Source organism: Paenibacillus sp. FSL F4-0100 (assembly GCF_037993005.1).
Taxonomy (GTDB): Bacteria; Bacillota; Bacilli; order Paenibacillales; family Paenibacillaceae; genus Paenibacillus_AQ.
Genome location: NZ_CP150303.1, coordinates 315139 through 331899, shown reverse-complemented (window position 1 = coordinate 331899; position 16761 = coordinate 315139). Strand labels below are relative to the sequence as shown.

Annotated in this window: 11 protein-coding genes and 1 other RNA gene; 1 reads left to right on the top strand and 11 read right to left on the bottom strand. The window is 48.4% G+C overall.

What is annotated here, in order from left to right; genetic code table 11:
* Positions 1-71: 71 nt before the first annotated feature.
* Positions 72-3518 (top strand): ATP-binding protein, encoded by a 3447-nt coding sequence (locus MHH48_RS01535; RefSeq protein ID WP_076322600.1) that lies wholly within the window; start codon positions 72-74, stop codon positions 3516-3518.
* 538 nt (positions 3519-4056) lie between these two features.
* Here the strand turns inward: MHH48_RS01535 and MHH48_RS01530 are convergent.
* From MHH48_RS01530 to MHH48_RS01480, 11 genes are all read right to left on the bottom strand, one after another.
* A complete protein-coding gene (locus MHH48_RS01530) occupies positions 4057-4512 on the bottom strand; it encodes an HNH endonuclease (protein ID WP_076322601.1) in 456 nt (151 codons plus the stop codon).
* A gap of 393 nt (positions 4513-4905) precedes the next feature.
* On the bottom strand, positions 4906-5484 hold the full coding sequence (locus MHH48_RS01525; protein ID WP_076322602.1) for a zeta toxin family protein: 579 nt from the start codon (positions 5482-5484) through the stop codon (positions 4906-4908).
* Positions 5477-5674, bottom strand: coding sequence for a hypothetical protein (locus tag MHH48_RS01520; protein WP_053490481.1), 198 nt, complete (start codon positions 5672-5674; stop codon positions 5477-5479). The genes MHH48_RS01525 and MHH48_RS01520 overlap by 8 nt, the downstream gene beginning before the upstream one ends.
* 94 nt (positions 5675-5768) lie before the next feature.
* Positions 5769-6133: a transfer-messenger RNA gene (ssrA, locus tag MHH48_RS01515) on the bottom strand.
* A 341-nt stretch (positions 6134-6474) separates the two neighbouring features.
* A complete protein-coding gene (smpB, locus tag MHH48_RS01510; protein WP_009593386.1) occupies positions 6475-6954 on the bottom strand; it encodes an SsrA-binding protein SmpB in 480 nt (159 codons plus the stop codon).
* A 150-nt stretch (positions 6955-7104) separates the two neighbouring features.
* Entirely contained in the window at positions 7105-9753 is a 2649-nt protein-coding gene (rnr, locus tag MHH48_RS01505; RefSeq protein ID WP_076322603.1) for a ribonuclease R, read from the bottom strand.
* 196 nt (positions 9754-9949) lie between these two features.
* On the bottom strand, positions 9950-10180 hold the full coding sequence (gene secG, locus MHH48_RS01500) for a preprotein translocase subunit SecG (protein WP_009593367.1): 231 nt from the start codon (positions 10178-10180) through the stop codon (positions 9950-9952).
* Between the two features lie 436 nt (positions 10181-10616).
* Positions 10617-11066 carry a PaaI family thioesterase gene (locus MHH48_RS01495; protein ID WP_076322604.1) on the bottom strand — a complete coding sequence of 150 codons (450 nt, stop codon included), beginning with the start codon at positions 11064-11066 and terminating at the stop codon, positions 10617-10619.
* A gap of 98 nt (positions 11067-11164) precedes the next feature.
* Entirely contained in the window at positions 11165-12841 is a 1677-nt protein-coding gene (locus tag MHH48_RS01490; RefSeq protein WP_076322605.1) for a long-chain fatty acid--CoA ligase, read from the bottom strand.
* Positions 12842-12940: 99 nt separating this feature from the next.
* Entirely contained in the window at positions 12941-14731 is a 1791-nt protein-coding gene (locus MHH48_RS01485) for an acyl-CoA dehydrogenase family protein (RefSeq protein WP_076322606.1), read from the bottom strand.
* 608 nt (positions 14732-15339) lie between these two features.
* Positions 15340-16530: an acetyl-CoA C-acyltransferase gene (locus MHH48_RS01480; protein WP_076322607.1), complete on the bottom strand. Its 1191-nt coding sequence runs from the start codon at positions 16528-16530 to the stop codon at positions 15340-15342.
* Positions 16531-16761: the final 231 nt, after the last annotated feature.

Genomic DNA, 16761 nt, shown 5'->3' with positions numbered 1-16761 from the left:
TAAAATCGCTGACCTATGTCAAATGTAGAATTAGACTATAGCTAATTCCTCAAGAGAATGGAGGTTTATATATGTCTAACTATAACTTTCATGATTTACTAGAGCCCCTCGAATTTGAAAAACTAATTTGTGATATTGTTCAAGTAAGGGAAGGTTTTTTTGTAGAAATGTATAAAGAAGGTCGTGATTCAGGTATTGACGGTTCTTATATATTCCACGGCAAAAAAACCGTTATTCAAGCAAAACGCTATAAACAAAATTTCAAACAACTTTACAATAGCTTGAAAGACATTGAACTGCCTAAAGTGCGAAAGTTAAAACCTGACAGATATATCTTGGGTGTTTCAATTACTTTTCAACAAGGGGAAAAAGAACAAATTCAGGAATTATTTGAGGGGTTTATAACTAGTACAAATGATATCTTAAGCAAAGTAGATATTAATAGACTATTAGAAGAACCAAACTACAAATGGGTAGAGTTAGCTCATCCTAAACTTTGGTTACCAAGCATTAATGTGTTTCAAAAATTCCTTAAAGAGTCCACTCACCGCGCACTGTATAAAGAATCAGCTGAAGAACTTAAAGAGGCATTGAAAGCATCTAACACGTTCGCCCCCACTCGAATCTATCGTGAAGCGTTACAAAAATGGTCTCATAATCATGTAATTGTTATTTCAGGAGAACCTGGTGTTGGAAAAACTACGATAGCATATCTTTTAGCATTGGCATACCTGCAACCAGACGACTTAGATGGGTTTATATGGGCATACTCTATTAAAGATGTCTATAATATGCTTGAGGATGACAAAAAACAAGTCATTATTCTAGATGATTTCTGGGGGAGTATTTTTCACAATGAAAGCACTCGTAGAAATGATGAAAATCAGCTTCATAAACTCATTCAACGTATAATAGACTTTGGTGGAAATAAACGCCTTATCTTAACAACAAGGGAATACGTTCTTCGTCAAGGTCTACAAAAACAACCTATGCTAAAGGAAAAATTAGAGCAATATGCTCTAATTTGTACGGTGGAGGAATATAGCAATATTGAAAAGGCCAGTATTTTGTTTCAACACCTATACTCATCAAATTTACAATATGAATACGTTTCCTATTTATTCGAAAATTGCAGTCGAATAATAAATCATGAGAATTATAATCCCCGTGTACTCGCCCTCTACCTAAACAAGGTACCAGATAAAGATTCTGCCCCAGAAGACTATTATACTGATCTTTGTGATTATTTTGATAATCCTGGAGCATTCTGGGAGGATATTTTTTTGGAGCTTTCTCAAGAGGCACAGATTTTAGCCATGCTATTGCTAATCTCTTCAACTCCCATGTACCTCGAAGATATGAAATGCTGCTATGCAAAGTTTATAGATACTCGTACAAACAGAATGGAAATAAAAAAGCTAAGTGACAGTATCTCTGAACTTGAAAGAACTATGATTAAGTCTTTTTATAGTGATGAAGAAGACGAAGTTTTATTAAAATTCAGCATGCCTTCTGTGCAGGATTTTTTGTATTCATATATCAAAGAACATACTGAACAATTTATTCCTGAACTTTTACAATGCTGTGCTTACTACAATCAACTTCAGTTTCTGTTGGAACATTTTTCTGTGGGCTCCAGTAAACATGTCATGGAAATGATAGAGCAGCAATGTATATTACATTACGAAGATTATCCTTATAGCTATCATAACGAACCCGATAGCAGCTGGAATTGGGGGCCTGACTTGGTAAATGATTTACCTAGTGGGGAAGAGGAGCTTAATAGGTTCTTTCATTTGCTTTGTTGCTGTGATCCGCATCTACATTCCTCACTTTTCAACTTTTTAGAAAGAGAAATTAAGAATTACTGTTCAACTATGGGGCATGGAAATATAAAAGCACAGTACGTAGATCTTCATAACTTACCTGATATTATAGTTAGGTGTACTAATAAAGGTATGTCGTTTATAGGAAAAGATATTCTAAATCAATTTTATAAAGAAGCATTTAGTGTACATCATTATATGGCTATGGAAAAGTTTCAAGAAGTCTTTCCAGAAGATTATAGTACTTACCATGACACTTATTTTAAAAAGATAAAAAAAGAACTAAAAGCGATACTATTGGCCGAAATAGAATTACTTGACTATTTAAATATGGATATGGAGCTTGATCTTCTTGTCGATAACATTCCAGAAACACTCCACCATTTCGACCTTCGATACACTAACCAATTCGGAGAAAAAGTAGCCTCTTTGTGTGGCCGAAAACCGTTCTTATTAGAAAAGCAGATTGGAGTTACGAAAGACTACAGTATTTATAAGGATGAAAAAGAAGAGTCATTTGAAGTTGTTAAACAGGATGCTGAAAGTTGGCTTTTTGGACCTAATGAGATCGAACTCGAGGATGAGCAGATCTTAGAACTCATAACTTGGTCTGATCTTCGATCCTCTCTAAAAAAAGAGTTAAAGGAGATATTAACAAATAATCATTCCCATTATATTCATGACTATTTACAAACTAGGGTATCAATACAACTACTCTTCGCATCAATGGGCGATCTTGAATGTCTACCCGAACAAGAAAGTAGCTTATGCTTAATCATGATCCAACATATACACCTACAAAATACAGAATTACAGCATATTAACCTAGTCGGTTTCTGTACTGAAGCTTTTTTATTATTTATGTATCAAGATGAACCTGTGATACGTGCATCGGAATTTTTATCAAGCGACATATATAATCACTATTTTAAAAACGATCCTGCTCTTTATAAAGTTGTCTTTGATAATCTGATCCTTCAAGATTCACAATGGGTCCGTTTCCTTCACATTCCTATCTATACTTTCTGTTATGCTTTTATAACATGCATGGAGTTCAGGAATGGTGGGGATTCCGAGGAATTCCATCAAGAATATTTGGAAAAACTATTAGGAAGTAATTCTGACAAATTAAAACTTACTATTAATCATGATAAAGGAACAGAAAAAAGAATTTATTATGCTGACTTCGGAACCTACTATTTTAAAAATTATGGTTGGGAAGGAAAATTGTATAGAATGTACGAACAACTAGATCCTCTTCAATTTAATCGTCTATACGTTGGTCCTAAAATTAAAGAATTTCTAAATCAACTTGGATATGAAAACGAAGAAAACAAAGTAATAAATTATCTTTCCCTCTGTGAATATAAATTTATTTACGAAGACTCTGGAGACCCTCATTATTCAATGGCTTCTATTTCTGACGATCTCTCGATGTTTGAGCATTTAAATATCACTAAAGATTGGGCTCCATCTCCTAAAAAACTAAGTAAAAAGAGATTTAATGAATTCAAGAAAAACAAAGATATATGCACTGAACATAATGAGAATTGGTCAATTCTAGTATATAAAATTAAGGACGTTGAATTACTAAGAGAACTTGGGGCCTATGAAGAAGCACTAGAGTTAATACAAGAAGTAGAGAAAATCCATTCAAGATTTTCTTCTGGGGATTATTCATCGATTCTTTGATATCGATATTGATGAATTATTCTTAAGGAGAAACTAAACAGTTCAGAGAGAGGATTATCGTAAGACTTATCCTTAAAGTGGAAAATATTCATTTTTTATAGGAGTGTTAACCGAATACGTAGTATCGAAGAAAGTATGCATAGTTTCAACATTAGCTGAGAAACAAAAAGCGGCCTCATCGGGTCGCTTTTCTAATGGTATGTGGAGGCGAGGGGAGTCGAACCCCTGTCCGAAGATAACGATAACACAAGCTTCTACGGGTGTAGTGACAGATTTGATGTCACCCTAGGAACTCCCTGTTACCGGATTCCCTTCAGGTCAGCCTGATTGTCTTCTTCAGCACACCCCAGGCGGAGATGTGACAGCGTATCCTACTACTGGTTGTACTCCTACGCTTTAATGGCCTGCACTTCAAGATGGATGCAAGAAAGCCGAAAATTTACAGTGGATATGGTTAACCATCAATTCGATCGTCAACAGACGGCTGCGATCATTGAAGCTCACTGCATCACGATTCCCAAATCATAAATCTAAGCCTTTACTCAAGTGTCCCTTTTTTCATTTGACGATGTCTGTATTTAGCTATAAAGATACGCCAGTAGAGCTTCATAAGATTTGGAACAAAGTTCGCGTTTTCTTTGAGATAGGATAATGCAGAACGGTTTCCTCGTTTTGTATTGCATTCGCTGCATGAAGCGATCAGGTTATACGGAAGATCCGAGCCACCTTTGCTTGCGGGGATAATATGGTCCACTGTCGTGGCGTATCGTCCGCACCACAAACAAGTGTGACGATCTCGTTTCAGTGCGGCTTTTCGATAGTCCCGAAATAAGAACGGATTATAAAGTAATTGGATCGTCTGCTCATCAACCCAGACAGCTCGAGATCGCTCAACTTCCCGCCAAGCCCGATGGGGCAAACATGGTGTTAGTTGTTGACCATCCATATTGAGTACCGTTATCAGTGGTTCCTCTCCATCATGACTATGATTCATCGATTTCACTCCACCTGTAAGACATGTTCTAGCCTATAGTATTAATATAAAACAAAAACACCATCCTCATACGGATGGTGTTCATCATGGTGGAGGCGAGGGGAGTCGAACCCCTGTCCGAAGATAACGACAGCACAAGCTTCTATGGTGTGGTGACAGATTTGATGTCACCTGAGAGCATTGCGAAACAATGCTAACATCGTAAGCGATACTCGAACTCCCTGTCACCCAATTCCCTTCAGATCAGCCTGATTGTCTTCTTCAGCTTCATGGAGACAAGACAGCGTATCCCGCGCTAAAGTTGAGCCCTCATCCTGGTACACGGGCGATACAGAGCGAGAGCACACGTGCAAGGTTATTAAGCTAATTGCCATAACAACACCCCAAACTACACTACCAACCATGATCCTTAATAACATTCGCAGACCAAGCAGGTATATTCTCTATGCAATATATCAGCTTACTTTCTGTGATTTCAGCAACAATCGTTGGTTGGTTTGTGTTATCTATAATAAAAACCTGATCTGCAATGGCTAGTGCAGGCTTTAAATTTTGCAATGACTGACCGTATCGAAAACGAATATCCTCTTCTGCAATCCAATGCCCACCCTGCTCGACACGAGAGGCCACACGGTCAATATGCATTTGCACATCTTGAAGTCCAATATAGTACATGACGATGTCATAACCGCTTTCTTTAGCAATTTGCATATGCTTTAGAACAAATGTACCTGATAGGGTAGTTTCAATTGCAAAGTGCTCCTGTCTTTTTATCAGCGATCTGATTCTTTTGACCGCTTCTCTTCCCGCCGAAAGATCGACACTTCTTGGATCATCTGGTTTTAGCTCACGGGCAATCTGATCAGGGTCAACCAGCTCGCCCAACCATGCTCTCATCTGCATACTGAGCGTGCTTTTCCCCGCCCCGTTTGTTCCTGCAAAAACCGTCATAACTGGTTTTAGCTTATTCATGATATTCGAACTCATGTCGTTTTCCGGTTGCATCATAAATGATTTCGAACTTATTACCGTTAGCATCCTCACGTACTCGTTTATTATTCTTGATATAGTAAATGGATGCCCCTGACTCTCTGGCCTGCTTGCGTGCATGTTGATTCGCTTTTTTCAGAATTTCTTGGAGCTGCTCTCGATTGGCAACCATCCTGAGTCCCCTCCAGTTTTCTAATTACGCTTATTATATCATAAACAGAAGAGCCACCAACCAGATCACTGGCTGATGGCTCTATCATTGTTATGTATGGAGGCGAGGGGAGTCGAACCCCTGTCCGAAGATAACGACAACACAAGCTTCTACGGGTGTAGTGACAGATTTGATGTCACCCTAGAGACTCCCTGTCACCGGATTCCCTTCAGGTCAGCCTGATTGTCTTCTTCAGCTAGCCCCAGGCGGAGACTAGACAGCGTATCCCACTAAAGTTGAGCCCTCATCCCGGTACATGGGCGATACAGAGCGAGAGCACGCTCACAGGTTATTAAGCTGCGAAAGCGTAGTTGTTTTGTTGTTTGCCGTTTAATTGGCTTTAGCGTTGATGAAGTGGACGCGTCCCCACTACCCGCTACTCATGCCCGAACTATCCCCGTCGAATCCAAAAACGCCCCCTTAAGTTGGAGAAATGCCGGTGTTTCGCACCTTAGCGTTCCTGCCAAAAAGGGCTATCGGATTAAATCAAGAATATTCAGCCATAGCAGTCGATCTATGCCGCAGACTCTTTCCCTCCAAGAAAGAAGAATGCGCCAACTGTATGCTGATTGTCAAAGATCTTATTGATCTCTCTTACATCACTTAGTATATCACATTTTACATCAAAATGATATATACATTGCAGGTAACACAGCTAAAAGCTGCCATCCAGGTTAGTCGCTCAAACATTTCTTGGCAACTGCCTCGTACGAAGCTCAAACTTAGCTTTCATCATGTATATGAGCGATTACCCAATACCATTACCTTGCAATCTTCTGCTTCTCGCGCAGTGCACGCTGGATATCGCGTTGTGCATCCTTCTTGGCGGCATCGGCGCGCTTGTCGTACTGACGCTTACCTTTACCAAGGCCCAGCAATAATTTGGCATAGCCGTTGCGGATGTAAATCTTCAGCGGTACGATCGCGTAGCCGTCCTGCTTGGACAGGCCCAGCAACTTGCGGATCTGCTCCTTATGCAGCAGCAGCTTCCGTGTCCGCGTAGGATCCGTTGGATTGTTACGATTCCCCTGCTCGAACGGGCTGATATGCATGTTATGGATATGAATCTCGCCATTCCGAATGGTTGCGAACGCATCTCCAATATTGGCACGGCCGTTCCGTATGGATTTGATCTCCGTTCCGGTCAGCACCATCCCGGCTTCATACGTATCCTCGATGAAATAATCATGGGAAGCTTTTTTGTTCTGGGCCAGAACCTTCCCGTCACTTTTCTTACCCATGGTCTCACCCCTTGTCATCAACAATGATAATGGAAAAAGGACTTCCGGCAGACCGCCAATTGCAATCTCACCAGAAGTCCATTGTATCAAACGTCAGCCTCCAAAAGCAAGGTGGGGCAAGCACCTCCAGCGTTAGTCAGGAGGAGAATGTTACTTTTTCTTCTTGCGGACAAAAGCGGCTGTACCGTTTCCGCCCTTACTCTTCCGTTTGCGTCCACCGCCGCCTCCGCCGGAATTGCCTCCAGCATTGCCGCCCGGCGTTGGACCTTCGCCGATGAAAATGCCGCTGCCCGACGTCTTCTTGCGTCGGTTTTTCCCGCCGGCACCGCCAGAGCTGCGAGCATTGCGGTCGAAGCCTAGTGCGCCGCCGCCTGCGGAACTGTAGCCGCCTTTGCCGGAGCCAAAGGCGAAGTTCGACGCCTGCTGCTCGTCTGCACCAGCACCAGCAGCAGCGCCCGCTCCAGCTGGTGCCTCGCCGCTGCGCTTGCCGCGGCCACCCTGGCCGCCGGCGCTGTCACTGCGGCGTCCGCCTGGCGCGCCGCCTTCAGCCGCGCCGCGCTTACCGCCGCGGCCCTTACCCCCGCGGGCTGCGCCATCGCGGGCACCAAATCCGCGGCCGCCGTTGCCGCCGCGGTCGCCATCGCCGCGCCCTTGACGGCGCGGCTTCATATCCACCATCTCAAAATCGATGGTGTGATCATCCATGTTCACCTTCGCCACGCGAACCTTCACATCATCACCGATGCGGTATACCTTCGAGGTCCGCTCCCCGATCAGCGCCATATGGCCCTCATCGAAGTGATAATAATCGTCGGTCATCGCGCTGAGACGAATCAAGCCCTCAACCGTGTTCTCCAGTTCAATGAACATGCCGAAGCTGGTCACGCTGCTGATAATGCCTTCGAACTCTTCGCCGACCTTATCCAGCATGAACTCCGCTTTCTTGAGCGCTTCCGTATCCCGCTCCGCATCTACAGCCACACGCTCGCGCTCGGAGGATTGCTGAGCGATGTCAGCCATCCGGCCGGCCAGATGCTCATGGCGCTTCTCATCGAGTGCGCCGCCGCTCTCCAGCACTTCCCGGATGACCCGGTGAATGACCAGATCGGGATAACGCCGAATCGGAGACGTGAAGTGGGAGTAATATTCCGCAGCAAGACCGAAGTGGCCCGTGCTCTCCGCATCATATTTCGCCTGCTTCATCGAACGGAGCATCATCGTGCTGAGCACCGTTTGCTCCTTCGTTCCTTGAATGGCTTCCAGCAGGTTTTGCAGGGCGCGCGGATGGATCGAGTTGCCCCGTCCCTTCACCTGATGCCCGAAATTGGCCGCAAACGCCATAAAGTTCTGCAGCTTCTCCTGATCCGGGTCCTCATGGATCCGGTAGATGAACGGTACTTTGAGCCAGTGGAAATGCTCTGCCACGGTTTCGTTGGCTGCCAGCATGAATTCCTCAATGATCTGCTCCGCAATGGAGCGTTCTCTTTTGACGATATCCACGGGCTTGCCGTTCTCGTCCACGATGACCTTGGATTCCACAAAATCAAAATCCACCGCGCCCCGGCGCATCCGGCGGTTCCGCAGCTTCAACGCCAGCTCGCGCATCAAACGGAAATCCTCCACGAGGTCACCGTAGCGCTCGATTAGCTCTGGATCCTCATCGACGAGGATTTTGCGCACATTATTGTACGTCATCCGTTCTTTCGTACGAATAACACTGGTGAAGATATCGTGCTTCACGACTTTCATCTGCTCGTTGAATTCCATTTCACAGGACATCGTCAGACGATCCACCTGCGGATTCAAGCTGCAAATCCCGTTGGACAGACGGTGCGGCAGCATCGGAATGACCCGATCCACCAAATACACGCTGCAGCCGCGATCGTAAGCTTCCTTATCCAGCTCGGAGCGCTCGCGTACGTAATAGCTGACATCGGCAATGTGAACGCCCAGACGGTAGTTCCCGTTCGGCAGACGTTCCACATTCACCGCATCATCGAGATCCTTGGCATCTTCGCCGTCAATCGTCACGATGTTCAGACCGCGCAAATCGCGACGGCCCTGTTGTACGATTTCTTCTTCCGTAATGGCATCGGGCGCTGCATCCGCTTCGGCCAGCACTTCCTCCGGAAAGCCTTCCGGCAGCTGATGCTTGCGGATAATGGACAGAATGTCGACACCCGGATCATCCTTGTGACCCAGAATCTCCACAACTTCACCCTCCGCCGCAGCTCTTCCTTCCGGATAGCTGACCAGCTTCACCACGACCTTCACGCCATCAACGGCTCCGTTAATCGCATGCTTCGGAATAAAAATATCCCGGTTGATCCGCTTATCATCCGGCAGCACGAAGCCATAGGCTTCATGGTTCTGGAATACACCCACGACTTGGGTGACGGCGCGCGTCACGATACGGACCACTTCGCCTTCCATTTTGCCGCCATCGTTCTGTTTGGAACTGATCCGGATAAGCACGATATCTCCATTCATCGCACTCTTCAAGTCATTCGCATGAATGTACACATCCGGGTGCTCGCGATCATCAGGAATCAAGAAGGCAAAACCCTTTGCATGTGCCTGCAGACGTCCGCGCAGCAAATTCATCCGTTCCGGCACGCCATAACGCTGGGTGCTGGTCAGAATGATTTTTCCGGATTGTTCAAGTTCATTCAGCAGCTTCAAGAATTCCCTGAATTCATGAGCATCCTTAATGGCAAAATGCTGCTCCAATTCCTGGTACGTCATCGGTTTGTATGCAGTTTCCCGCATAAAATTCAGTAATATTTCTTCAGTTATCATCATTATCACCTCGGGGAACCTGCAATTTCATCGTTCCGCTATCCATTCTTTACCTTCATATACTCATACCCTAGTATACACGAATTTAATCTCCGGTATCCTTCCGAACACCGCCCTTACCTATGTATTCCAAAATTCAGGCAAATAAAAAACCCCCGCTCTTCCAAGAGTGAAAAAGCGAGGGTAACGTTCATTGTTATTTCAACATAGCAACAACGATGGCCAAAATCATAAATCCTGCTGCAAGACCTACCGTTGTACGCTGCAGTACGAGATCCATACCGCGAGCCTTTGTTTTACCAAAAAGATGTTCCGCACCGCCGGAGATGGCACCGGCAAGACCTGCGCTTTTCCCTTTTTGGAGAAGAACGACAGTAATCAACCCGATGGAGAAAATAACAAGCAACACTTCAAAAAATACAACCATGACTTCCACCTCCTACGTATGTAAACATCTGAATTTATTATCTTAAGAGACATTCTAGATTCTACATGAAAAACAGCATTCTCATTGTACCACAGCTTTATCGACCTGACAAGGGGTAAGGGGGAATCACTTCATAACTCCAACCACGAACATGCCATCTCTGCTTCTTTGCTTTAATCCCATAAAGAAGACCCCGTAGCGGGTGGATCTGGAGCTTTGTTAACCTTTTGGAACCGCCGTATGCGGACCCGCATGTACGGTGGTGTAAGAGGACGGGGGTTAGCGCCCCCTCCTGTCATAAGCTCAATTGACGGGAAGCTACTGACCAATAGTTACTCAAACTACTCACCCACAAAATTTCCAGCTCACCAAAAAAATAAATGGCCTGCCCCTCCAGCGTTGGCAGACCACCTGTTTCATAGCAGCCAAGGCTGCTTTATTTCACTCGGAAGGACCCTGTGCTGATCGCCACAAGTTCGCCCTTCTCGTTCGTAATTCTGCATTCCGTCGTGACCGAACGGTGCGTCTGATGCACGATGCTTGCCGTTACGGTGAGGATTCCTGCTCTGGCTGGCATGACAAAATGCACATTCAAATTGCTCGTCACCGTTGATTCGCCAGGGCGCTCCAGCATGACGGCAATGCCCATGGCGTTATCCATCAATGAGGAGAGTACGCCGCCATGCACGATGCCCGCCATATTCATATGATGAGGCTGGGCATCCAGCGTCACAACAACCGCCTCCGAGCTGGCAGACGCAAGCTTGCAGCCGAGATATCCCCAGAAGGTGGGCTCCGCCGCTTGGGTCATGGCTTCAATGTACGCCTCCCGATCGAATTCCGGCTGTCCGGCCTTCGTCTCCGGATTGGCATTGGTATGATTCATCAGGCCGCCTCCTTTTTTCTTCTGACGTCGTTAGTACTGTATCCATTCCAGCGGGATAACATGAATCGCTTATCGTGCCTACTCCGCTATTCTGCGCATCAGCCCGTTCTGCCTTCCTCTTCCTCCTCCAGCAGCTTGCGGCGCAGCACCTTGCCTACCATTGTCTTCGGCAGCGAATCGCGGAACACGTACTCACGCGGCACTTTATAGGCAGCCAGCTGACTGCGGCAAAACTTCTCGAGGCCCGAAGGGTCCGGAGACGCGCCATCCTTCAGCACAATATAAGCTCTCACGGTTTCGCCGCGGTAATCGTCCTTCGTTCCGACAACAACGGCTTCCTTCACGGATGGATGCTCATACAGCACTTCCTCGATTTCCCGAGGGTATATATTGAAACCGCTTGCAATGATCATGTCTTTCTTGCGGTCAATGATCGTAAAATACCCCTCTTCGTCCATCGTAGCCATATCGCCCGTGAACAGCCAGCCGTTGCGCAATGTATCGAACGTCTCCTCCGGCCGGTTCCAGTACCCTATCATCACCTGCGGTCCTTTCACGATCAGCTCGCCAGGCTCGCCGACCGGCATTTCTTCACCCGTATCGGGATCGACCACCTTGGCATCCGTATCCGGGACAGGTAAGCCGATGGTACCGATTTTGCGCCTTCCCCAGATCGGATTTACATGGGTAACCGGGGAAGCTTCGGTCAAGCCGTAGCCTTCGATCAGCCGCCCTTTGGTCAGCTCCTCGAACTTATCCTGCACCTCGACCGGAAGCCCGGCAGAGCCGCTGACGCAAGCATTGATCGAAGACAGATCATATTCCTTGATCCGTGGGTGATTAATCAGTGCGATATACATGGTCGGCGCGCCCGGGAAGAGCGTCGGCTTCATTTTTTTGATCAGGTTCAGAATCATCGTCACTTCGAATTTCGGAACCAATATCAGCATGCCGGCACGGTAGATCGCCTGGTTAAGCAGCACCGTCAACCCGAATACGTGAAAACAGGGCAAAACCGCTAAATAGCGCTCCTTCCCATCCTCCACCTGAAAGCACCAGTTCGCAGACTGCACAGTATTGGCGATCAGATTCATATGCGTCAGCATGACGCCTTTGGGAACACCGGTCGTGCCGCCGGTATACTGGAGCAGAGCCAAGTCCTTCTCTGCCTTCACGGATTCGCAGATCGGGTCATTCGGCGCACTGGCAAGCAGCTTTTTAAAGGCATGAACGCGGCTTCCATAGTTGACGACCGGAAGGGGACCCTCCTTCTTGGCTTTGATCGGGTAGAGGAGATTCTTGGGGAATGGCAGATAATCCGCCACAGATGTGACGATCATATGCTCCAGTTCCGTCTCCTCGATGACTTTTTCAACGCGGGACACAAACATATCCATCGTGATGATGATCTTAGCTCCGGAATCCTTCATCTGATGTGCAATTTCCCGCTCCATATAGAGCGGGTTGGTCATAACGGCCACGGCTCCTGCGAGCAGCACGCCATAATACGAAATCACTACCTGTGGGCAGTTGGGCAGCATAATCGCTACCCGGTCGCCCTTCTTAATCCCTTTGCTGCGGAGCGCGTTCGCCATACGATAGGACGACTCCAACAGACTCCTATAGTTGATCGTTTTGCCCATGAAATACATGGCCGGCCGATTCGGAAATTTCTGTGCCGACGTCACGAGAAATGATGCCAAATTCTGTTTCGGATAATCAAAAGCGGGGGCTACTTCGGGCGGATAAAACGGCAGCCAAGGCTTTGTATCCATACAAAACCAACCCTTTCCTAAGGAATGCTCCTTCTTTCCTACTCCAAGAAAAATCTCTCTCTTTTCAGGCTACATTCACATCTCTTTCGGTGCCGGATGCTACACCGTGTACCGTTCGTTCTTGACGACACGGGCGGCTATGCTGCGCTTGAGGGCCACCGTATCGACCGGCGTGCAACGCGTCAGTTTTTTGAGCACCGACAGCTGCATGCGCAGCATATCACCGGTTTCCACCGAGGCCAGCGTCTCTTTTGCGAGTGCTTCAATGCGCTGGAACGCCTCGTATGCAAACACCTGCGTCATCTCGATCATGCTGGCTGCCTTTTCCTCCGAGGTGCGTTCGATTTGCTTGCGGGTACGCAGCAGCGCACTCTCGAGGGCATAAATATCAATCATCATATCCGCCAGATTAGACAAGGCCTCCTGCTCTTTCTCCAGCTTCGTCCCGAACTTCTGTACCGCCAAACCGCCTGCGAGGAGGAAAATCTTCTTACTCATGTCCAGGAAGTGCGCTTCCTGCTCCAGTGTGCCTTCAAAGGTTTGACCAGGTACCAGCTGCAGCAGCTCACCCTGGAGACCTTGCGCTTTTTGCAGGAGCGCGATCTCGCCCTTCATGGCCTTCTTCACAAGCGTACCCGGAATCAGGAGCCGGTTAATCTCGTTTGTGCCTTCAAAGATGCGGTTGATGCGGGAGTCCCGATAGATGCGTTCTACTTTATACTCTTGGATATACCCATAGCCCCCGTGAATCTGCACCGCTTCGTCTGCTACGTTATCCAGTCCTTCCGAACAGAACACCTTGTTGATCGAGCATTCAATGGCATAGTCGGAGATCGCGGCAGCCGAGTGGATTCCGGCATCCTCGTTGTTGTAATCGATGTCCTGCATCGCTTCCTCCAGCAGACCTGCCGTACGGTACACCATACTCTCCATCACGAAGGTGGTGATGTTCATCTCGGCCAGCTTCTTGCGCATGAGCGGGAACTGCGAGATGGGCGTATCGAACTGTTTACGGGTGTTAGCATATTTCGCGCTCAGCTCGATGGATTCCTTTGCCGCACCGACGGTGCCAGCTGCCAATTTATACCTTCCGATGTTGAGGATGTTAAAGGCAATCCGGTGGCCTTTGCCGATCTCGCCGAGCAGGTTCTCCTTCGGCACCTTCACATCTTCGAAAAAGAGCGGACGCGTCGACGAGCCCTTGATGCCCATCTTCTTCTCCTCCGGTCCGAGTGTAAAGCCTTCCATCTCCTTCTCTACAATGAACGCGGTGAAGTGCTCTCCGTCAATCTTGGCGTAGACGATAAAGATATCCGCAAATCCGGCGTTAGTTATATATAGCTTCGATCCGTTCAAAATATAATAGTCTCCGTCGTCGGACAGGCGTGCCGTCGTTTTGGCGCCCAGCGCATCCGAGCCGGAGGTCGGCTCCGTCAAGCAATAAGCCGCGATTTTCGCGCCAGTCGACAGATCCGGCAGGTACTTCTGTTTCTGCTCGGTCGTGCCGAAGAACACGATCGGCAGTGTACCGATCCCGACATGAGCCCCGAAGGAAAGCGCGAAGGACGATCCCTTCGCCAAGTTTTCGTTAATAATCGTGGAGCTGACTTTATCCAGACCGATCCCGCCGAACGGCTCCGGCACATCGGCCCCGAGCAGGCCCAGCTCGCCTGCTTTGCGAAGCAGATCTACCGTCATCTCGTAATTGAGCTTCTCCAGCTCTTCATCGTGCGGCACGATTTCCCCATCGATAAAATCACGCACCGTCTCGCCGATCATGCGGTGCTCTTCCGTGAAATCCTCAGGTGTCAGGATGCGCTGCATATCGGGATTATCGATGACAAAGCTGCCGCCTTTGATTTTCGGTTCTTTGGTTTGGTTATCGCTCATGATTGATTTCCCCTTTCGGAATGTGGAATATTGGAGTGCAAGGACTGCCTTCGTGTTGCTAGGTTGCGGGCTGGGCATAGAGGTATAACTCGTGGCTCATTAGTGGCGCTCCGCGTGCGGATTGTACTTCCGATCGCTGTTGAGTTTGGATTTCAAGGAATGGCTCTATAAGTAGAAGAAATCCAAACTCAAAGGCGACCACTTCGTTTCTCCAGTACAATTCCGCCCTCTCCGCTGGGTTGGCGCAAACTTGTTAATCCCCTAAGCTCAAACGCCTGCGACCGGCTGTCATTGCACTCCCCCTGTGGTTGGAATGAGTGGTGCGGTGTCCGGTCCGGGTACGGAACGGACACCGCACTAAGACTACATCTCAGTGTGAATTGGCTAGTCATGCATCTTTAGAAGATCATTGAACTTAGATATCGAAAACCTAGATCTGGTTCATTGAATACATTCAGAAGCATTGTTGAACTAAAATTCCCCGGGAGCTACTAGTTCCTTGAGGACTGATAGCGCGAATCGAACCACGCTGAGCAGTTGCAAGGACTAATGCGGGAATCCCTCCCCAAGCCCCTTTGGGGTATAGAAGGAAATTTCTTCTTGCCACCTTACGCACCTGCGGCGTGCACCTCGAACACCCCCGCGGCGCCCATACCGCCGCCGATACACATGCTCACGACGCCGTAGCCGCCGCCGCGGCGGGCGAGCTCGGAGACGAGGCTGACGGTCAGCTTGGCACCGGTGCAGCCGAGCGGATGGCCGAGCGCAATGGCGCCGCCATTGACGTTGACTTTGCTCTCGTCGATACCCAAAGCGCGAATGATGTGGAGGCATTGCGAAGCGAACGCTTCGTTAATCTCGAACACATCCACTTGATCCAGCTCGATCCCCGCCATGCGCAGCGCCTTCGGGATCGCCTCGACTGGGCCGACGCCCATAATTTCCGGCTCTACGCCTGCCAGGGCAAACGACTTGAAGGTAGCCAACGGGGTAAGGCCCAGCTGCTCCGCTTTCTCGCGGCTCATAACGGCAACCGCCGCCGCGCCGTCACTCGTCTGCGACGCGTTACCCGCGGTAACTGAGCCGCCTAGGGCAAAGGCCGGCTTCAGTTTGCCCAGCACATCCGGAGTCGTGTCCGGCCGAACCCCTTCATCCGTATCGAAGGCGAAGGTTTTGCTGCGCACCTTGCCCTGCTCGTCGGCCGCAGCCAGCGTTACGTTCACAGGTACGATCTCGTCCCGGAACTTGCCTTCCGCGATGGCGGCGGCAGCTTTGCGGTGACTGCTGGCCGCGAAGGCATCCTGCGCTTCACGGGTGATGCCGAAGCGACGAGCCACCTCTTCCGCGGTATGCCCCATGCCGATGTACACTTCTGACATCTCTTCGACAATCGTCGGATGCGGCGCCGGCTTGAAGCCGGTCATCGGCACATGGCTCATGCTCTCGACGCCGCCAGCGACGATCACCTCGGCATGACCGAGCATAATGCGCTCCGCCGCGAAAGCGATCGCCTGAAGTCCCGAGGAACAGAAACGATTGACGGTCAGCGCGGGTACCGTCACGGGATATCCCGCATACAGCGAGATAATCCGCGCGACATTCAGGCCTTGCTCGCCTTCCGGCATCGCGCAGCCGAGGATGATGTCCTCGACGTCCTCTTTTTTCAGGCCCGGCGCACGCTCAATGACGGCTTCCAGTACGGCTTTGCCGAGATCCTCCACGCGCGTCTGGGCAAAACTGCCCTTCTTCGCCTTCCCCACCGGAGTACGGGCAAGGGATACTATGACTGCTTCTCTCATGCCATTCACCTCATCAACTTGAAATGGTTGGATCCAATACCGATATGATTGCGGGCCGCTAATCGGCCGTGAAATGAATTCGTAACGGTGGAACTGATTAAATAGTCGCTATCATCAACTTCGCCAGCATGGAAAACCTGTCACCATGCCACCATGCACTGAATGCACCCTTCGATTTGGCGAATCGAACGTTGCGAATGATAGCTAATTTCTTAGCTGTAAAGCACTCAT